Consider the following 19,504-nt stretch of genomic DNA (forward strand, 5'->3'; position numbering starts at 1 on the left):
CGTGCAGGTGCTCAGCGCCTGCCCCGCTCTGCATCCAGCTCGCGGTGGCGCTTGAGCACCTGGCCGCGGTGGGCGAACTGCAGGGTCAGCTGTTCCACCAAGTAGACCGAGCGGTGCTGGCCGCCGGTGCAGCCGATGGCCACAGTGAGGTAACTGCGCTGGTCGGCCGCGAAGGCCGGCAGCCACTGGTCCATGAAGGCGGCGATCTGGCTGCGCATCAGCGCCACCTCGGGCTGCATGTCCAGGTACTGCGCCACCGGTTCGTCGCGGCCGGTCAGCGCCCGTAGCTCGTGCACGTAATAGGGGTTGGGCAGCACGCGCACGTCGAACACGAAGTCGGCGTCCGAGGGCACGCCATGCTTGAAGGCGAAGCTCTCGAACACCAGGGTCAGCGAGCCGCCGCGCACCGACACCAGGTCGCGCACCCAGGCGCGCAGCTGGGCCGGGCGCAGCAGGCTGGTGTCGATGACGGTGCTTTCCACGCGCAGCGCGGCCAGCAGCTCGCGCTCGATCTCGATCGCATCCAGCAGCAGGCGGGAGTCGTCGGCCGCGCCGTGCTCGCGTTCCTCGCCGGTCACGTCGCGCAGCGGGTGCGGGCGGCGCGTTTCGCTGAAGCGGCGCAGCAGGGCGTCCGTGCTGGCGTCCAGAAAGATCGAGCGCACCGCATGGCCCTCGGCGCGCAGTTGCTTGAGCAGGGGCAGCACATGGGGCAGCGAGCCCTTGGAGCGCACGTCCACCGCAATTGCCACGCGGCGCGCCTCGCGCTGGCGCTCCAGCGCCATGAAGTTCAGCAGCAGCTCGGGCGGCAGGTTGTCGATGCAGAAGAAGCCGGCGTCTTCCAGCGCATGCATGGCGATGGACTTGCCGCCGCCACTCATGCCGGTGACGAGCACCAGCTCGCGCAGCCCTTCCGGGTTTGTGTCCGTCATCGTGCCGCCCCTTCCAAGAGTTCCTGCGCATGGGCCAGGCCGGCCTCGCTGCGTGTGGCGCCGCCCAGCATGCGCGCAATTTCGTGCACGCGCTCTTCGCCGCGCACCGCGCGCACCTGGCTGGCCACACCGGTCTTGCCCGCCGCCTTGGCCACCACCCAGTGCGCGTCGGCACAGGCGGCCACCTGCGGCAGGTGGGTGACGGCCAGCACCTGGCGTTCGGTGCCGAGCTGCTGCATCAGCCGGCCGACGGTTTCGGCCACGGCGCCGCCCACGCCGGCGTCGATCTCGTCAAAGATCAAGGTCGGCGCGCCATGGCGATCGGCCTTGGCGGTGCACCCGGCAAGGGCCAATGCGATGCGCGAAAGCTCGCCGCCCGAGGCCACCTTGGCCAGCGGCCGCGGCGTGGCACCGGCGTGGCCGGCCACCAGCAGCTCGGCCGACTCCATGCCAAAGCTCTGCGGCTGCTCCTGCGCCAGCAGTTCGATCTCCAGCCGGCCACCCGCCATGCCGAGCTGCTGCATGGCTTCGCTCACGGCCTTGGCGAGCTTGGGCGCCTGCGCGCGGCGCTGCTTGCTGGCCTTGGCCGCCGCGGCGTCGAAGGCGCGGCGTGCGGCTTCAAGTGCGGCCTGCAGCGCGGCCAGGTCGGATTGCGCGTCCAGCGCGGCCAGCTCCTGCTGCCATTGCTGCTGCAGGGCCGGCAGTTCGGCCGGCGGGCGGCGGTAGCGGCGCGCCAGCTGCATCCAGCTGGAGAGGCGCTCGTCCAGCTCGCCCAGGCGGCCGGGGTCGGGCTCGGCGGCGTGCAGGTAGGCGCGCAGGGTGTGGGCGGCGTCGTCCAGCTGGGCCTGGGCGCCGGCCAGGGCGTCCAGGGCGGATTGCAGCTGCCCATCGAAGCCCACCACTTCCTGCAACGCATGCGTGGCCTGGTTCAGGCGCGCGTCGGCGCTGTCCTCGGCTTCGCTCAGGGCTTCCAGGGCCAGGCGGCTGGCGTCGATCAGGGCCTGAGCGTGCGAAAGGCGTTGGTGTTCGGCGTTCAGCTCCGGCCACTCGTCGGCCCCGGGGCCGAGCTTGGCGATCTCGTCGAGCTGCCACTGCAGGCGTTCGCGCTCGCGCAGCAGGCTGTCCTGGCGCGTCTGTGCGTCCTGCAGGGACTGCTGGGCGGCGCGCCAGGCGGCGTGGGTCTGGGCCAGGGCGCTGACGTCCACCTCGGCGTAATCGTCCAGCAGGGCGCGCACGCTGCCCGGGCGGGTCAGCTTCTGCCAGGCGTGCTGACCATGGATGTCGATCAGCCATTCGCCCAGCTCGGCCAGCTGGCCCACGGTGGCGGCGCTGCCATTGATCCAGGCGCGGCTCTTGCCTTGGGCGTCGATGACGCGGCGCAGCAGCAGCTCTTCGGTGCCGAAGCCGGCGTCCTCCAGCCAGGCGCGGGCGGGGGCGGGCAGGTCGAACTCGGCGCTCAGCTCGGCACGCGGGCAGCCCTCGCGCACCACCGTGGAGTCGCCGCGGCCGCCCAGCAGCAGCTGCAGGGCATCGAGCAGGATGGACTTGCCGGCACCGGTCTCGCCGGTTAGCGCGGCAAAGCCGGGTTCGAAGTCGAGTTCAAGGCTCGGGACGATGACGAAGTCCCGCAGGGAGAGTCGGCGCAACATGGGTCAGGATCCACCTTCATACCAGCGCAGCTTGCGGCGCAGGGTGGCGTAATAGCTCCAACCGGTCGGGTGCAGGAACAGCGCATGGTGCTGGCTGCGCTGCACGGTGACGCGGTCGCCGTGCTGCACATGGGTCAGCGATTGCATGTCGAAGTTCACCGAGGCATCGCGCCCGGCCACCACTTCCAGGCTGACGACGCCACGGTCCGGCAGCACGATGGGCCGGTTCGAGAGCCCGTGCGAGGCGATGGGCACCATCACCCAGCCGGCGATCGAGGGGTGCAGCAGCGGCCCGCCGGCGCTCAAGGCGTAGGCGGTGGAGCCGGTGGGCGAGGCGACGATGACACCGTCGGCGCGCACATTGGCGACGAACTCCTCGCCCACATGGATGCGCAGCTCCACCATGCCGGCGGCGGCGCCGCGGCTCACCACCACATCGTTCAGGGCCAGGCCGGAGAAGATGTTCTGGCCGTCGCGCCACACCGCGCCTTCCAGCATGCTGCGCTGCTCGGTTTCGTAATCACCCGCCAGGATGGGCGTGAGCGCCTCGCGGAACTGGTCGGCCGGGATGTCGGTGATGAAACCCAGGCGCCCCTGGTTGATGCCCACCAGCGGAATGCCGTAGCGCGCCACCTCGCGGGCAAAGCCCAGCATGGTGCCGTCGCCGCCCACCACCACGGCCAGATCGCATTGCTGGCCGATTTCCTGGGCATCCAGCACCGGGTAGCCGGCCAGATCGGCCGATTCGGCGTTGTGGCGCTCCAGGCTGACCTTCAGGCCCTGCGCACGCAGGAACTGGCGGATCTGCTCGACGATGGGGCCGCTGGTCGGAGCCTGGTGTTTGGCCACGATGGCGACATGCTTGAAACGGGGTCCCGACATGGCGCGGAATTACAGCATGGGGATATTGCGCGCCTGCGGGCGTGGATGGGCTTCCTAGAATCGCGCCCATGCTGGACGAGCGCGCAAGATCCCTGCTGAAAACCCTGGTGGAGCGGTATATCGCCGACGGCCAGCCCGTGGGCTCGCGCACGCTGTCCAAGGCCTCGGGCCTGGAGCTGAGCCCGGCCACCATCCGCAACGTGATGGCCGATCTGGAGGAACTGGGCCTGATTGCCAGCCCGCACACCAGCGCCGGCCGCATCCCCACGGCGCTGGGCTACCGCCTGTTCGTGGACACCATGCTCACCGCCCGCCCCAGCCTGCTGGAGCGCGAGGTGCATGCGCTGGAAGGCCAGTTGCAGCCCGATCAGCCGCAGCGCGTCATCACCCATGCGGCGCAGATGCTGTCCAGCCTGTCGAGCTTCGTCGGCGTCATCACGGCGCCGCGCAAGCCCTCGGTGTTCCGCCACATCGAATTCCTGCGCCTGGGCGAGCGGCGCGTGCTGGTGATCCTCGTCAGCCCCGACGGCGACGTGCAAAACCGCGTGGTGATGACTGCGCAGGACCACAACCAAAGCGAGCTGACCGAGGCGGCCAACCGCCTGAACGCCCAGTACACCGGCCTGGCCCTGGAGGTGGTGCGCGAGCGCATCCGGGTCGAGGTCGAGCAGCTGCGCGGCGAGATCGCCGGCTTGATGAGCGCGGCCGTGCAGGTCTCCGACGACGACGCCGCCCAGCAGGATCAGGTCGTCATCAGCGGCGAGCGCAACCTGCTCTCGGTGCAGGACTTCGGCCAGGATCTGAGCAGCCTGCGTCGCCTCTTCGGCCTGTTCGAAGAAAAGGCGCAGCTGATGCGCCTGCTGGACGTGAGCAGCCGCGCCGAGGGCGTGCGCATCTTCATCGGCGGCGAGAGCCAGGTCGTGCCCTTCGAGGAGCTGAGCATCGTCAGCGCGCCCTACGAGGTGGACGGTCAGGTGGTCGGCACCCTGGGTGTCATCGGCCCCACGCGCATGCCCTACGAGCGCATGATCCAGATCGTCGACATCACCTCGCGCATGGTGGGCCAGGCGCTGAGCCAGGGCCGGCCCTGAGGGGTGGCGCCTGACGAGGGCGCACAACAAATTGCGACAAATCAAGCCCCGCCGGGCGGCCAGCCGCTAGGCTGGTGCCATGAGCGACGGCCAAGAGCACGAAGAGCACGACACCGTTCCCGCGGCCCTGGATGGGCTGGGGCCACCCGCTCCCGCCGCCCCGGCGGTGTTCGGCGGCGATGCCGAGCGGCTTTGGTCCGAGCTGGACCGCGAGCCCGAGCGCCAGGCGCCGCACCTGGGCGATGCGCTGGTGGAAGCCGGCCTGCTGCACCCCCAGCAGCTGCGCCAGGCGCTGCGCTACCAGGGCGCGCTGGCCCAGCATGTGCCCTTTGGCGAGGTGCTGGTGCTGCTGGGCCTGCTGACGCCCGCGCAGTTGCGCACCATGCTGGCTGCCTGGATGGGTGTGCCCACCGTCGATCTGGATCAGTTCCAGCCCGAGCAGGAGGCGCTGGCGCGCGTGCCGGCCAGCCTGGCCGACCGCGAGGCCGTGCTGCCGCTGATGATCCGCGGCGACACCCTGGTCGTGGCTGTCTCCGACCCCTGGGACCACCGCCTGCTGGAGATGCTGCGCTTCACCACCGAGCTGCGCGTGCGCCCGGTGCTGCCGCTGCCCGGCACGTTGGCGCCCGCCCTGGCGCGCGCCTACCGCCTGACGGCCGGCCTGCCGCGCAAGGCGCCAGTGGCCAGCCCGGCACCCACCAGCCTGACCGAGCTGGCACGCGACCTTGCCCATGACGACGAGCCCGAGACCACCGCGGAGGTGGTGTCCGAATCGGACAACACCCTGGTGCGCCTGGTCAACCGGCTGATCCAGGACGCGATGGAGCTGCGCGCCTCGGACATCCACATCGAGACCTTCGAGCCCCCGCACCCGGTGCGCGTGCGCCTGCGCGTGGACGGCGAGCTGCGCCGCCACCTGGACCTGCCGGCACGCGTGCGCTACGCCATCGTGGCGCGGCTGAAGATCATGGCCGAGCTCGACATCTCCGAGCACCGCCGCCCGCAGGACGGCAAGCTGGACTTCGCCCGCTTCGGTGGTGCGCGCATGGAACTGCGCATGGTCACCGTGCCCACCAGCGGGGGCCTGGAAGACGTGGTGCTGCGCCTGCTCGGCGGCATCAAGCCCCTCCCGCTGGACGCCATCGGGCTGGCGCCGGCCAATTTGGCCGGACTGCGTCAGATCATGGCCAAACCCTATGGCCTGCTGCTGATCTGCGGCCCCACCGGCTGCGGCAAGACGACGACCCTGCATTCGGTGATGCGCGAGCTCAACCAGGAGCAACGCAAGATCTGGACCGCCGAGGACCCGATCGAGATCAGCCAGGAGGGCCTGCGCCAGGTGCAGATGAATCCGCGCATCGGCTGGACCTTTGCCGCTGCCATGCGCACCTTCCTGCGCGCCGACCCCGACATCATCATGATCGGCGAGATGCGAGACGAGGAAACCGCGCGCATCGCCGTCGAGGCCTCGCTGACCGGGCATCTGGTGATGTCCACGCTGCACACCAACTCGGCGCCCGAGTCCGTCACCCGCCTGCTGGAGATCGGTCTCGACCCCTTCATGTTCTCGGACTCGCTGCTCGCCGTGCTGGCCCAGCGCCTGGTGCGCCGTTTGTGCACCGACTGCCGCATCGCCGAACCCCTGGACGAGCGCGCCGAGCGTTCCCTGCTGCGCCTGTACCTGCAGGGTCAGGTGGGGGCCGATGAAGCGGCCGTGGCCGCACGCTGGCGGCGTGACTACGGGGTCGAGGGACAGCTGCGCCAGTACCGCCGCCAGGGCTGCCAGAGCTGTGGCGGCAGCGGCTACCACGGGCGCCTGGGCATCCATGAGCTGGTGCTGGCGGATGATGCGCTGCGTGAGCTGATCCGCCGCCGCGCGCCGGCGGTTGAAATGTTTGCGGCCGCCCGCCGCGCCGGCATGACCAGCCTGCGCCAGGACGGCATCGAAAAGGTGCTGGCCGGCCTGACCGACCTGCCCGAGGTGCTGGCGGCCTGCAGCCAGTGATTGACGAGGAGAGCATTCATGCCTGTCCCGACCGCCCACCCCTCGCCGCTGGCCGGCGTTCCCCCCAGTGTGCTGGGAAGCCTGGGCGAACGCCTGACGGCGCTGGCCCTGGAGCTGCAGCAGGAGTCCGCGCTCAGCCCGGCCGGGCGTGAACGGCTGGGCCGCCTGGAGCAGCTGGGCCTGGAACTGCAGGCCCTGGTGCATGCGCTGGGGGCGGCCGGCTGGCAGCCCAAGGAGCAGGTGCCCATTCTGGAAGCCGCGCAGGCGGCGCGCCGCCACTGGCTGCCCGAGCTGCAGCGCCGTGGCCTGGGCCTGCAGGTGGAAGGCGAGCCGGCCCTGGTGGAGCTGGAGCCGGCCCAGCTGCAGCATGCACTGGACCTGCTGATTGCCCACGGCCTGGCCAGCGGCGACAGCCTGCGCCTGCGCGTGCTGCCCGCCGCCTCGCCCCAGCAGGGCGTGGTGATCGAGCTCAGCGGCCCGGGTTCCGGCCCGGGTTTGGGCGAGCTGCACGGCCAACTGCTGCAGTGGCTGGCGCGCGCCGAGGACTGGCGCTGCGAGCGCCCCGCCCCGGCCCACGGCAGCTGGGTGCTGCGCCTGCAACTGGGGCAGCCACAGGGCGACATCGACGTGCAGGGCCTGCCGCGCTTCCACTGGAAGGAGGGCGCGCGCGTGCTGATCATCGAACCCGATGAGCGCTACCGCGTGCAGGCCAGCGGCCTGCTGCGCCGCGCCGGGCTGAACGCCGATGGCCTGGTGAGTCTGGGCGAGCTGGACCGCGCGCTGCGGGACGGCGAGCCCTTCGCCATCATCAGCGGCATCCCGCTCGACGACCCCGAGGCCCGCGCCGTCTTCGAGCCCCTACGCGCGCGCATGCCCGCGCTGCGCTGGATCGAGCTGGTGGATTCGCCGCACCTCTTCGCCGCCGGCAGCCCGGACGGCCAGATCCCGGCACGCATCTCGCGCGCCGACATGGCGCACACGCTGTTGCCCTCGCTGGCACTCTGAAGGGCTTGATAGACAATGCGCGCCCCCCGGGGCCGTTAGCTCAGTCGGTTAGAGCAGAGGACTCATAATCCTTTGGTCGTTGGTTCAAGTCCAACACGGCCTACCAAGGGGCCTTGATTCCCACGCCACAAGGGCCTGCGCTGCAGGCCCTTGTCGTTTGTGCTGAAACCCGCAGCGGGCCTGCGGCCTGGCATCAAGACAGAAAGTTTCCGGATTCCTAACGTTCGCGGCCCGTGCAACGGCCCCCCGAACCTTCAAGGAATCCCGTGAAATCCCCCGCGCTGTCTCCCCTCGTCAAGGCCTGCCTGCTGGCCTGCGCCGCCCTCAGTTCCACCGCCCTGCTGGCCCAGTCCAAACAGCCCGACTCGCTGGAGCGGGTGGTCGTCACCGGCTCGCACATCAAACGCAGCCTGACCGAGACCTCGCAGCCTGTCACCGTGCTGGGTCGCGAGGACATCCAGATGACCGGCTCGATGACCCTGAGCGGCTTCCTGGGCACGCTGACGAACAACGACGGCAGCGCCCTCAGCGAGCTCAGCGGCGCCAATGCCTGGGCCAGCGGCGCCAGCGGCATCTCGCTGCGCCACCTGGGCGCTGGCGGCACCCTGGTGCTGGTGAACGGCCGGCGCATGCCCAGCTATGGCTTTGCCGACGGCCTACAGCTGAACTTCACCAACATCGACGCCATTCCGGCCAACGTGGTCGAGCGCGTCGAGGTCCTCAAGGACGGCGCATCGGCCATCTATGGCTCTGACGCCATCGGCGGTGTGGTCAACATCATCACGCGCCGCAACATCACCGGGCTGGCACTGAACCTGGCCGCCACGCAGAACGCCGACCACAGCTTCCTGAACAAGACCCGCACCGGCTCGCTGACCGGCGGCTATGGCTCGATGGACGCGCAGGGCTTCAATGTCTACGGCCACGTGGAGCTCTACCAGCGCGATGGCTACAAGGACTCCGACATCCGCCCGCTGCTGCCGGAGTGGTACCTGCTGCAGAACCCGACGCGCAAGGACCAATCCACCGGTTCCTTCCCCGGCAACTACGTGGGCCGCTACCCGGCCAATTACAGCGACCCGGCGCTGGCCGGCAAGCGCATCAACCAGGCAGCCCCCGGCTGTGCGCCGGAGCTGCTGCGCGACGGCTTGTGCTGGTACGACTACTGGAAGGACAGTGACGCTCTGCCGCCGAGTGAGCGCATCACCGCCCTGGCCGGTGGCCGCCTGAAGCTCAGTAACGACTGGACCGCCTACGCCGAATTCCAGGGTGCCGACATCAAGACCGACTACCACACCGCCCTGCCGCGTAGCAATGTGAATGGCGTGGCGCTGAACTGGTACGACTCGATCAAGGGCGAGATGCAGAGCTTCGTCGACCCGCAGCTGCCGGTCGGCCATGCCAGCAACCCCTTCAGTTTCCCCATTGGCCTGAACTACCGCTTCACCGACCACCCCGACATGTTCAAGAACGTCGGCGCCTCCACCCAGTACCGGCTGCTGGGCGGGGTGGAGGGCGTGTGGGGTGACTGGGACGTGGACGCCGCGCTGGGCCTGATGCGCTCGCGGGCCTCGCAGCGCCAGCACCTCTACCGCGACCGCTATGCCTACTACGACGCCATCGTCAGCGGTGAGTACAAGTTTGGCCAGCAGAACCCGCGTGCCTTGCTGGAAAAGATGTTCCCCGAGATGGGTTCGGACGGCGAGTACAAGCAGCAGTTCGTGGATTTGCGCGCCTCGCGCGAGCTGCTGCGCCTGGGCGACAAGCCGGTGATGCTGGCCCTGGGCGCCGAGCTGCGCCATGAGGAGTTCTGGCACCGCAGCATGGACAACATCCTGCAGGCCCGCATCGTGCAGTTCTCCGGTGTGTCCATCGACGGCGAGCGCGATCAGGTCTCGGCCTTCGGCGAACTGGCCGTGCCGCTGGGCCAGAGCCTGGAGCTGAGCGCGGCCCTGCGCGGTGACAAGGACCTGGACGGCTTCGGCGCCGTCACGCCCAAGTTCTCGCTGGCGTGGCGGCCGGTGAGCGAACTGCTGGTGCGCGGCACCCTGACCCAGGGCTTCCGCGCCCCCAGCCTGCCCGAGACCGGCAACGGTGGCGCCTCCTGGTTCAACAACGGGTACGTGGACCCCAAGCGCTGCAATACCGCCAAGCAGATGGAGGCCATTCTGAAGACCGGCAACGCCGGCGACAAGGTGCTGGCCAGCACCGCCCGCGCCCTGGGTTGCGAGGTGAGCTTCCCGGCCGCCGTCACACCCAACCCCGACCTCAAGCCCGAGCACAGCAACAACCTCAGCGCCGGCTTCGTGTGGCAGGCCACGCGCGAGCTGAGCCTGGCGGCGGACTATTACCACATCAAGCGCCGCGACGAGATCGGCACCCGCGACGTGGACCGCGTGCTGGCCGACGAAGACCGCCTGAGCGGCCTAGTGCAGCGCGGCGCGCTGACCGCGCTGGACCAGGACATCGCCGCCCGCATCAAGGAACTCTCCGGCCAGACCCTGGGCTTTGCCGTCGGCCCCATCAAGACCATCGGCGCGCAGTACCAGAACCAGAACCGCAGCAAGGTTTCGGGTGTGGATGCGGACCTGCGTGGCAAGTGGCGCACGGTGATCGGCCAGTTCGAGGCCGGCGCCGAGCTGGCCTACCTGATCAGCCAGCACGGCTGGGACCAGGTGGGCAACAAGTACTCGCAGAACTACGCCGGCTGGCGCGGCGTGCCGCGCGTGGCGGCGGCTGTGCGCCTGGGCTTCAAACAAGACCGCTGGAGCGTGGGGGCGCGCATTGCGCACACCAAGGGCACGCGCCTGGCCTGGGGCTATCTGGATTCGCAGAACACCGAGGAAGGCTGCGAGGGGCGCGACGTGCCGGCCGGTGGCTGTGCGGTGCCCAGCACCACCCGCACCACGCTGTGGGCCAAGGTGGACCCGACCAAGAACCTGAGCCTGTCGCTGAACATCTTCAACCTCTGGGGCCAGAAGACCGCCACGCAGCACATGCCTAACACCGCGCTGCCGCTGGATGGCCGTGTGCTCAAACTCGGCATGGAGTGGCGTCTGTGAGCGTCGCGCGCTCTGCTCTGATGAGCGCGCTGCTGGCCCTGGCCACCTCGGCCGGGGCCGCCTCCGCCGAGGTCGACCCCTACCTGTGGCTGGAGGCGGTGACGGGTGCGGACGTGGACCCCTGGGTGGCACGGCAGCGCCAGCAGGCCGAGGCCGCGTTGCAGGCCCTGCCCGTGTACCCGCAACTGCAGCGCGAGATCCAGGAGGTGCTGGATTCGCCCGCCCGCATCCCCGCCCTGCAGCAAATGGGTGACGGCAAGCTCTACAGCTTCTGGCGCGACGCCGCGCACCCGCGCGGCATCTGGCGCCGCACCAGCCTGGCCAGCTTTCAGAGCGGCGATCCGCAGTGGGAGCCGGTGCTGGACCTGGACCAGTTGGCCAAGCAGGAAGGCGAGAGCTGGGTCTGGCAGGGCGTGAGTTGCCTGGCGCCGAAGGACCGGCGCTGCCTGGTCTCCTTGAGCCGCGGCGGCACCGACGCCCGCGTGGTGCGCGAGTTCGACACCGGCACGCGCGCCTTCGTGCCGGGCGGGTTCGTGCTGCCCGAGGCCAAGGGGGGCTTGAGCTGGGTGGACGGCAACCATGTCGCCGTCTACACGGACTTCGGCCCCGGCACGCTGACGGAATCCGGTTACCCGCGCCAGCTCAAGCTCTGGCAGCGTGGCCAGGCGCTGGACCAGGCCAAGCCGCTGCTGGAGATCCCGCCCAGCGATATGAGCCTGTGGACCTGGACGGATTCCGGACCCGAAGGGAGCCGTGTGGTGGTGGAGCGCCGCCGCGGCTTCTTCGACGGCGAGCAGTACCTGCTGGAGAAGGGCAAGCTGCGCGAGATCCCCAAACCCCTGGACGCCACGGCCACACCGTTTGGCGACCAGCTGCTGATCGAGCTGCGCTCCGACTGGCAGGTGGCGGGCCGCAGCTTCAAGGCGGGCGCGCTGCTGGCCACGCCGCTGGCCGCCTTCATGGCCGGCCAGGGCAAGGAGTTCCAGCTGCTGTTCGAGCCCGGCGAACGCAGCGGCCTGCAGTCCGTCACCCGCACCCGCGACGCTCTGCTGCTGGTGCATATGGACGAGGTGCGCCAGCAGCTCACCGAGTGGAAGCGCGAGCGCGGCCGCTGGGTGCAGCGCCGCATTGCCACGCCGGAGTTCGCCTCGCTGTGGGTGAGCGCGCTGGCCGGGCGCAGCGCCAATGCCTACCTGCTCACGCAGTCCAGCTTCCTGCAGCCCAGCACGCTGGAGCTGGGCGAGGCCGGGCGCAGCGCGCGCCAGACGCTGAAGACCCTGCCGGCCTTCTTCGATGCCGCGGGCCTGCAGGTGCAGCAGCTGCACGCCACCTCGAAGGACGGCACGCGCGTGCCCTACTTCGTGGTGGGGGCGAAGAAGGCGAACGGCCCGCGCCCGACCCTGCTGTACGGCTACGGCGGCTTCGAGATCTCGATGCGCCCGAACTACAGCGGCATCACCGGCCGCGCCTGGCTGGCGCGGGACGGGCAGTACGTGCTGGCCAATATCCGCGGCGGCGGCGAGTTCGGGCCGCGCTGGCACCAGTCGGCCCAGAAGGCCGGCCGGCAGCGCAGCTACGACGACTTCATCGCCGTGGCCGAGGACCTGCAGCGCCGCGGCCTGACCACGCCCAAGCAGCTCGGCATCCTGGGCGGCAGCCTGGGCGGCATGCTGGTGCAGGTGGCCATGCAGCAGCGGCCCGAGCTGTTCGGCGCCGTGGTCAGCCAGGTGCCGCTGTCCGACATGAAGCGCTACCACCGTCTGCTGGCCGGGGCTTCGTGGATGGCCGAGTACGGTGATCCCGATCAGCCTTCGGATTGGGAAGTCATCGGCGCCTACTCGCCGTATCACAACAGCAAGCCGGACGCCCAGTACCCGCCCATCCTCTACACCAGCTCCACTCGCGACGACCGCGTGCACCCCGCGCACGCCCGCAAGATGGTGGCGCTGATGCAGAGCCAAGGGCACAAGGTGCTGTACTGGGAGAACGGTGAGGGCGGCCATGCCGGTGCGGCGAACAACGCGCAGGCGACGGCGATGTGGGCACTGAGCTATTCGTTCTTGATTGATCAGCTGATGAAGCAGTGACTGCTTCGAGTGGAGCGTGATCAGGCCGCCGGGGTGCCCTGTTCCGTTCATGTCCTCCGACGCCAGCCTTGCGGCTGGCGTCGGAGGACATGAGCGGAGGCACCCACCCCGTGCCCTCTGCGCGCTCGGTTCACGCCAGAACTACGCAGCCGCGCGCTGCACCACCAAGGCCCGGTACTGGCTCGGCGTCAAGCTGGTCGTGGACCGGAACTGGCGGGTGAAGGCACTGTGGTCGCTGTAGCCGCATTGCGCGGCAATCGCGGCCACGCTCAGGCGGGGCTCGTTTTCCAGCAGCGCACGGGCGGCGTCCAGGCGGGCCTGCAGCAGCATCTCGCGCGGGGTGATCTCGAAGATGCGCTGGAACAGGCGCTCCAGGCGGTCCAGGCTGAGACCGGCGCCGCGCGCCAGCTCGGTCAGCTGCAGGGGTTCGGAGAAGTTGCGGCGCAGCTGCTCGGCCACCTCGGCCACCTGCGGGTAGACGGGGTTGTTGCGGTCCGGCAGGCCCAGGTCGCGCGAGATGCCGGCCACGCCCACCACCGCGCCCTGCGGGTCGTGCAAGGGCAGCTTCTGCGTCAGGCACCAGCCGGGCTCGCGGTTGGCGTAGACATGCAGCTCCAGGTAGCGGTGGATGGGCTTGCCGCTCTTGATGACGTTGCGGTCCTGGGCCAGGAAGTTCTCACCCATCGCGCCAGGGAACAGCTGAGCCGCGGTGCGGCCCAGCAGCGCCTGCTTGCTGCGCTGGCCGCTGCGCCGCACCAGGCTGTGGTTCAGCGCCACGTAGCGGGCCTGCAGGTCCTTGGCGAAGAACACGACATCGGGCAGCTGATCGAACAGCTGCTCCACCAGCTTGAGGTCGCAAGGGCCGAGCAGGGTTTGCGCCGCGTCCGCCTGCGCGCCAAGCGGCGCCGCTGCGGGGAGCAGCGGGCGCAGCAGGGGGAAGGGGGCGAGTCGCGTTTGCACAATTGCATATTGGATCCAAAAACGCGGCGACCGGACCTGAGGTTTTTCCGGGTTGCGGCGGGAATACCCCACGAACCCGGGGGCATGGCGGAAGGCACTCCCTGGATGCCGGAAAGGAAAACGGCCCCGCAGGGCCGTTGGCTGAGGGGCCGCGTTCGTGCTTACGGCGTGGCGGGCTTGGCCGGGGCCGGTGGCACGGCGGGCGTAGCGGGCGCCTTGGCGGGATGCACCTTCTTCGCGGCGGTGGCCTTGGCCGGGGCCGCGGGGGCTGCAGCTGCGGCAGGGGCCGCGGTGGCGGCAGCGCTGGCGGCCGGTGCTGCAGGCGCGGCGGGTGCGGTGGTGGTCGTGGCTGCGGCCGGGCTCGTGGCCGGCGTGGCTGGCGCGGGGCTGGTCTGGGCCAGGGCGACACCGGTCGAAACAGTCATCAGCATCGAAAGCAGCAGGGTCTTGGACATCGAATCACCTTGGTGGACTGGGCTCTGAGGGGCTCCGAGCCGGAGGGAGCGGCCGTGCAGCACGGCATGGGTCCGACAACGGCGGCGGGATCGCCCCGTTGACCCTCACCCGCAGGGGGCAAGCCCTGTCAACCGAGCAGCTGGCTGGCGGGTTGAGCGCACGCGCGTACGCCCAAGGGGCGCAGGCTGTGCGCATCCAGCAGGGTCCAGCCCACGGCGCTGCGTGCCCACAGCTGCGTGCCCACCCGGTGCAGCGCGTCGCTGCCCGGCAGCACTTGTTCGGCCTGCGGCTGCAAGCCCGCGTCCAGGCGCAGCAGGCGCGTGCCGGCTTGCACGAACAGGGCCTCCTCGTTGCCGAGCAGTTGGGTGATGGGCTCGCCGGGCCGGCCGAGCGCTTGCTGCCCCAAGCCCTCGGCGCGGTCGAACGAGACCAGCTGCAGCGTGTGGCCCACGCCCAGCACCAGCACCGGCTGGCCCTGCCATTGCCAGCTGCAGGCAGCCTGTAGGGCGGCCTGCAGCGTCAGGCGTCCGGCCGGGCGGCGGGCGTCCAGGTTGAACATTTGCAGCTGCTGCGGCGCCTGCAGCAGGGCCACATGGAAATGCGCCGGGTGCTGCCAGAGTGCCTGCGCGGGCGCGGCCAGCGCCATGCGGCGTCGACCGAGAAAGCCGCGCGTGGGCACGCCCTCGCCGAAGCGGAAATCGTGCACCAGTCCTTCGTAGAAGTCTTCGGCGCCGGGGTCGAGGTAGAGCTCCCACAGCTCCGCGCGTTCGCGTGGGGCCAGCAGCAGGCTGCGGCGCGCGGGCAGGGCCAGGGCGGGTAGCAGGGCGCTGTGGCTGCTGTGGCGCGCAGCTTCACGCAGCGTGCCGGTGTCGATCAGCTGGAGCACCTGTGCGCTGGCGGCCAGCAGCCAGGCGCCATCGGCGCTGGGCAGCAGCTGCTGCAGGCCGCCCTCCAGCTGCTGCTGGCGTTGCGTGCCGCGGCGCAGGTCCAGGGCCAGCAGCTCGCCGCTGCGCCGCGCCAGCCAGACCGTCTCACCCTGACGCTGTGCGGGCAGCTCCGGCCGCCAGGGCAAGGCGTTGCGCTGCAGCACCTGCAAGCTTTCCGGCTGCAGCTGCAGCAGCTCCTGGCCGCACAGCAGCCAAGGCCCTTCGTCGCCGGCCTGGGCCGCGGGTGCCAGGCCCAGCGCGGGCAGGGCCTGCAGTAAGTGCCGGCGCTTCATGCGGCGTGCCGGTGGCTGCGCGTGTCCAGCGCCCGCAGGCGCTCGGGCGCGCGCGCCGCCTCAAAGCCCAGCACCAGGCCGCCGCGCTGGCGCGCGAAGGCCTGGGCGGCGGTGGCGCTGGCGAAGGGCGGCAGATTGCCGTTGCGCATAGGCCCCAGTGCGCCCGAGCCGGCGACGTAATGCGCGGCCTGGGCGGGCAGCCACTCGCCACTCAGATGGTCCTGCACCCAGAGCGCATGCAGCTCGTCGGCCCGCCGGCCCGGGCTGTAGCGGGGCACGGACTGCAGCCAGAGCATCAGCATCAGCGGCGAATCGAAGAACAGAGCTGCGCCGTCGTCGAAATGGGCCTGCGCGGCCCAGCGCGGCGCGCGGGCCGGGTACATGCCGCAGACGGGGCAGCGAGCCTCCGACGGCACCGGGCGCGGAGCGTCAGCGGCCAGCCCGCTGGCCGGGTCGTAGGGGAAGGGCGGGGCGCTGACGCAAAGCTCGGCGCCCAGATCCGGCAGCGCTGCCGGAGCGCGGCTCGGCCAGGCACGCGCGGCCAGCACGCCCAGCCCCCCCAGGGCCGCTACGGCGAGCAGACGGCGGCGCATCACATGCGCGTGTCGTGCAGCGCGCCGCCGCTCAGGTCCACCATCTCCACCGTGACCTGCGCGAACGCGTGCACCGTGCCGCCCCATTGCTTGACGAAGGCGTCGGCATCGGCGCGCTGGGCGAAGCTGGCCAGCGTGGGGCCCATCGAGCCGCGGCGTTTGCTACCGCGCACGAAGAAGGCCTGCTTGGCATCGATCCAATGGCCCACCGGGTGTTCCCAATCGGCCTTGCCCATGTCCTGCACGTACACGGCGCGCACGGGGCGCAGTTGCTCGGGCTTGAGCAGCAGGCTGAACATCTCCACCGTGTCGCACAGGAACTGCGGCTCGGGGCGGTCCTGGTAGTGGATCTGGGCCTTCGGGCCAGGGTAGTCGGCCAGCAGCATGCCGTCCAGCTCGCAGCTGGTGCCGGCCTGGATTTCCAGCGGGCCGCTGCTGCTGGCGGCCTGCTGGCCGCAGGCGCTGAACAGGGGCAGGCAGGCCAGGCAGCACAGGCCGCGCCGGCGCGTCATCAATGAAGTCATGGCTTGAATCTCCAGATCGCCAGGCCCAGCGGCAGGGTGATCCAGCCGAGCAGCACGCCCCCCATCAGCAGGCTGTTGCCGAAGGCCGGCGGCACCAGTGCGCCCAGGCCGAACAAGCCGCCGACCTGGTCGAGCGAGAACACATTGAAGATGCGGAACACGTCCGCGGGGTTGAGCAGCAGCAGCCAGGCGAACCAGTCACCGGCCCATTGCCCGCCGCTGCCCACCAGCAGGCCGAGCAGCGCCAGGTCGAACACCAGCACGAAGAAGAACCAGAGCACGATGGCCAGGCCCGAGGCGCGCGTGCGTTCGCGCGCCAGCACCGAGACCAGCAGGGCCAGGCTCAGGAAGGCCAGGCCGAGCAGGGTGGCGCTGAGCACGAAGCCGCCGTAATGCATGAAGGTGGCGGCGGCACCGAACTGGCGCGCCAGCAGCAGGCCCACCAGCAGGAAACCTGCGCAGGTGGAAATGGAGAGCGCGGCGGCCAGGCCCAGGTACTTGCCCAGCAGCAGCTCCACGCGGCTCAAGGGGTGGGCCAGCAGCAGCTCCAGCGAGCCGCGCTCGCGCTCGCCGCAGATGGCGTCAAAGCCCAGCAGCAGGGCGATCAACGGCAGCAGGTAGATCACCAAGCTGACCAGCGAGGTGATGGTGTAGCCCAGCGACTGCGCGCCCACCTGCCCCTGCTGCGCCGCGCCGAAGTAGGTGATGAGCAGCGAGAACAGCGTGAACACCGCCGCCACCGCCAGCACCCAGCGGTTGCGCAGGCGTTCCTTCAGTTCCTTGGCGGCCAGGGTGAGGATGGGGGCGTGCATGGGGCGGGGCTCCGGAAGCGCGGGTGCAGCGGCCTGGAGGGCCTCCGCAGCGAGGAGGGCGGCCTTCATGCCGCCACCCCGAAGTACAGGTCTTCCAACGAGGGCTCGGTGATCTCCAGATCCGCCAGACGCCCGGCCAGCGGTGCAAGCCGCGCCAGCAGCTCCATCTTGCGATGGCGCTCGCAGTGCAGCTGCAGGGCCGCATTTGGGGCGTTCTGCAGCAGCAGCGCACGCGCGCAGTCGCCGGCGGCCTCGCGCGCGGCCTGCAGCAGCTCGGGCGTGCCGCGCAGGGTCAGCGTCAGCGGCAGGGCCAGCTGCTCGCGCAGGGCCTGCACGCTGCCCTGCGCCACCACCTTGCCATTGGCCAGGATGGCAAGCCGGTCCACGCGCTGCTGCAGCTCGGCCAGGATGTGCGAGGTGATCAGGATGGTGGTGCCCCGCGCGCTCAAGGCACCGAGCAGCTCGTAGAACTCCTTGATCGCCTGCGGGTCCAGGCCGTTGGTGGGCTCGTCCAGGAACAGCACCTGCGGATCGCCCAGCAAGGCCTGGGCCAGGCCCAGGCGCTGGCGCATGCCCTTGGAGTACGTGCGCACCGCCCGTTCGGCGGCATGGCCCAGGCCCACCAGCTCCAGCAGCTGATCGATCTGCGCGCGCGGCGCGCCCTTGAGCTTGGCAAAGAAGGCCAGGGTCTCGCGGCCGCTGAGGTTGTCGTAAAGCGCCAGCTGCTCGGGCAGGTAGCCGATGCGCCGGCGCGCCTCGCGCCACTGCGGGCCGCCCACGGCCACGCCGGCCACTTCCACGCGCCCGCTGTCGGCGGTGGTCAGGCCCAGCATGATGCGGAACAGCGTGCTCTTGCCCGCGCCGTTGTGGCCGATCAGGCCGAACAGCTCGCCGCGCGGCACGCGCAGGTCCACGCCGGCCACGGCCTGCAGCGGCCCGAAGGCCTTGCGCACGCCGGCCAGAACGATCGGTTCAGCGGGCGGGGGAGTTGATGAAGCGGTGTCCAAACCAGTCTCTCCATTGGGCGTTGCGGGGCTGCATGCGCGGGTGGGCGTCCACCACCGAGGGTGCGCGCAGCACCGGGAATTGCTGCGATACCAGGCGCAGGGCCTGCACCGAGGGGCTGGCCATCAGCAGCTTGAGCGTGGGGTGGCGCCAGCTCAGGCGGTCCACCAGGTCGTTGGCCTCGTAGGGCAGGTCACCCACGCCGTCGGCATTGCGGTCCCAGCCCAGGTAGTTGCTGTAGTGGTTGCCATCGGCCTTGCCGCCGCCCCAGGCTTCGTCGCGGGCGCCCACGTACTTGACCTGCTCGCGGTTGGCTATGAAGTCGTTGCCCTGCACCTTGTTGCGGGTGGAGAGGGCGGCCAGGTGCACACCGACCTGGTTGTCGATCACCAGGTTGTTCTTCAGCGTGGCGTACTCGACGTCGTAGATGAAGAAGCCGCGCGCATTGCCGGCGATCACATTGCCTTCGACGACGGAGTCCTGCAGCGTGCGCAGCATGATTCCGTGGTCGCTGTTGCCCCAGGTCAGGTTGTTGCGCACCACGTTGTCGCGCACCTCCATCAGGGCCAGGCCGCCGCGGTTGCGGTAGCTCTCGTTGCCCTCCCAAAGGTTGCGGTAGCTGTTCATGTAATGCGTGCCGTAGCGGCTGTGGTGCAGCTTGTTGCCACGGAACACGGCGTCGTGCGAGACATCCACGTACAGCGCGTCGCGCACGAAGCTGACCTCGTTGTACAGGATCTGCGCGCCGCGCGTGTTGTAGAGCTGGATGCCGTTGCCACGCTGCGGCGAGTTCAGGTCGCGCTTGCCGGTGATGTTGTTGCGCTCCACGCGCACATCGTTGGCCTTCTCGATCCACAGGCCGAACAGGTTGTAGGAGAGCGCGCAGTGCTGGATGACGGCGCGGTGCGCGCCGGGAGCGACGAGGATGCCGGCGTGCTGGTCCACCAGCGAATCACCCGAGTCGGTGATACGCAGGCCTTCGACGGTGACATCCGGCGCATTGATCTTCAGCGTGTGACCCTTGCCGCCGCCGCTGAGCAGCGGGCGCTCGATGCCGCGCAGGGTCATCGGTTTGGTGATCTCGAAGTTGCCTTGGTAGCTGGCGCGTTCGAGTTCCACCACGTCGCCGGGGGCGGCACGGTCCAGGGTGGCTTGGAGGTCTTCGCCGGGTTTGACGCGCAGGGTGGCGGCGTGGAGGTTGATCGCCAGCAGCAAACCGCTTGCG

The 19,504-nt window shown here is 70.1% G+C and carries 16 protein-coding genes and 1 tRNA gene; 6 read left to right on the plus strand and 11 right to left on the minus strand.

Annotated features, from left to right (window positions below):
* Positions 1-11: 11 nt before the first annotated feature.
* From rapZ to ACE3QP_RS08375, 3 genes are read right to left on the minus strand one after another with little or no spacing between them, the layout of a single operon-like run.
* Positions 12-929 (minus strand): RNase adapter RapZ, encoded by a 918-nt coding sequence (gene rapZ / locus ACE3QP_RS08365; protein WP_374435131.1) that lies wholly within the window; start codon positions 927-929, stop codon positions 12-14.
* Positions 926-2,578 (minus strand): DNA repair protein RecN, encoded by a 1,653-nt coding sequence (gene recN, locus ACE3QP_RS08370; RefSeq protein WP_374435133.1) that lies wholly within the window; start codon positions 2,576-2,578, stop codon positions 926-928. The genes rapZ and recN overlap by 4 nt, the downstream gene beginning before the upstream one ends.
* Before the next feature lie 3 nt (positions 2,579-2,581).
* Complete coding sequence (locus ACE3QP_RS08375) at positions 2,582-3,460, minus strand: NAD kinase (RefSeq protein WP_374435135.1); 879 nt, start codon at positions 3,458-3,460, stop codon at positions 2,582-2,584.
* Positions 3,461-3,528: 68 nt separating this feature from the next.
* On the opposite strand from ACE3QP_RS08375, the gene hrcA reads away from it, so the two are divergent.
* From hrcA to ACE3QP_RS08405, 6 genes are all read left to right on the plus strand, one after another.
* On the plus strand, positions 3,529-4,551 hold the full coding sequence (hrcA, locus tag ACE3QP_RS08380) for a heat-inducible transcriptional repressor HrcA (RefSeq protein WP_374435137.1): 1,023 nt from the start codon (positions 3,529-3,531) through the stop codon (positions 4,549-4,551).
* Positions 4,552-4,630: 79 nt separating this feature from the next.
* Positions 4,631-6,556, plus strand: coding sequence for a GspE/PulE family protein (locus tag ACE3QP_RS08385; RefSeq protein ID WP_374435139.1), 1,926 nt, complete (start codon positions 4,631-4,633; stop codon positions 6,554-6,556).
* An 18-nt stretch (positions 6,557-6,574) separates the two neighbouring features.
* Entirely contained in the window at positions 6,575-7,561 is a 987-nt protein-coding gene (locus ACE3QP_RS08390; RefSeq protein WP_374435141.1) for a hypothetical protein, read from the plus strand.
* Between the two features lie 29 nt (positions 7,562-7,590).
* Positions 7,591-7,667 (plus strand) — tRNA-Ile (locus ACE3QP_RS08395).
* A 160-nt stretch (positions 7,668-7,827) separates the two neighbouring features.
* Positions 7,828-10,623, plus strand: a complete 2,796-nt coding sequence (locus ACE3QP_RS08400) for a TonB-dependent receptor plug domain-containing protein (protein WP_374435143.1) — start codon at positions 7,828-7,830, stop codon at positions 10,621-10,623.
* Between the two features lie 20 nt (positions 10,624-10,643).
* Positions 10,644-12,710 (plus strand): prolyl oligopeptidase family protein, encoded by a 2,067-nt coding sequence (locus ACE3QP_RS08405; protein ID WP_374435145.1) that lies wholly within the window; start codon positions 10,644-10,646, stop codon positions 12,708-12,710.
* 141 nt (positions 12,711-12,851) lie between these two features.
* Here the strand turns inward: ACE3QP_RS08405 and ACE3QP_RS08410 are convergent, their stop codons facing one another.
* The 8 genes from ACE3QP_RS08410 to ACE3QP_RS08445 all read right to left on the minus strand — a co-directional run bounded on the left by ACE3QP_RS08410 (position 12,852) and on the right by ACE3QP_RS08445 (position 19,494).
* Positions 12,852-13,670 carry a helix-turn-helix domain-containing protein gene (locus tag ACE3QP_RS08410; protein WP_374435146.1) on the minus strand — a complete coding sequence of 273 codons (819 nt, stop codon included), beginning with the start codon at positions 13,668-13,670 and terminating at the stop codon, positions 12,852-12,854.
* 161 nt (positions 13,671-13,831) lie between these two features.
* A complete protein-coding gene (locus tag ACE3QP_RS08415) occupies positions 13,832-14,125 on the minus strand; it encodes a hypothetical protein (RefSeq protein WP_374435148.1) in 294 nt (97 codons plus the stop codon).
* Between the two features lie 128 nt (positions 14,126-14,253).
* Entirely contained in the window at positions 14,254-15,345 is a 1,092-nt protein-coding gene (locus tag ACE3QP_RS08420) for a hypothetical protein (RefSeq protein ID WP_374435150.1), read from the minus strand.
* A complete protein-coding gene (locus ACE3QP_RS08425) occupies positions 15,342-15,938 on the minus strand; it encodes a nitrous oxide reductase accessory protein NosL (RefSeq protein WP_374435152.1) in 597 nt (198 codons plus the stop codon). Before ACE3QP_RS08425 ends, ACE3QP_RS08420 begins: the two co-directional genes overlap by 4 nt.
* Positions 15,938-16,462 (minus strand): nitrous oxide reductase accessory protein NosL, encoded by a 525-nt coding sequence (locus ACE3QP_RS08430; protein ID WP_374435153.1) that lies wholly within the window; start codon positions 16,460-16,462, stop codon positions 15,938-15,940. The genes ACE3QP_RS08425 and ACE3QP_RS08430 overlap by 1 nt, the downstream gene beginning before the upstream one ends.
* Entirely contained in the window at positions 16,459-17,274 is an 816-nt protein-coding gene (locus tag ACE3QP_RS08435) for an ABC transporter permease (RefSeq protein ID WP_374435155.1), read from the minus strand. Before ACE3QP_RS08435 ends, ACE3QP_RS08430 begins: the two co-directional genes overlap by 4 nt.
* A gap of 65 nt (positions 17,275-17,339) precedes the next feature.
* Complete coding sequence (locus ACE3QP_RS08440) at positions 17,340-18,281, minus strand: ABC transporter ATP-binding protein (protein WP_374435157.1); 942 nt, start codon at positions 18,279-18,281, stop codon at positions 17,340-17,342.
* Positions 18,247-19,494 (minus strand): nitrous oxide reductase family maturation protein NosD, encoded by a 1,248-nt coding sequence (locus tag ACE3QP_RS08445; protein ID WP_374435158.1) that lies wholly within the window; start codon positions 19,492-19,494, stop codon positions 18,247-18,249. The genes ACE3QP_RS08440 and ACE3QP_RS08445 overlap by 35 nt, the downstream gene beginning before the upstream one ends.
* Positions 19,495-19,504: the final 10 nt, after the last annotated feature.

Origin of the sequence: Inhella sp., assembly GCF_041912635.1 — a bacterium.
Classification (GTDB): Bacteria; Pseudomonadota; Gammaproteobacteria; order Burkholderiales; family Burkholderiaceae_C; genus Inhella.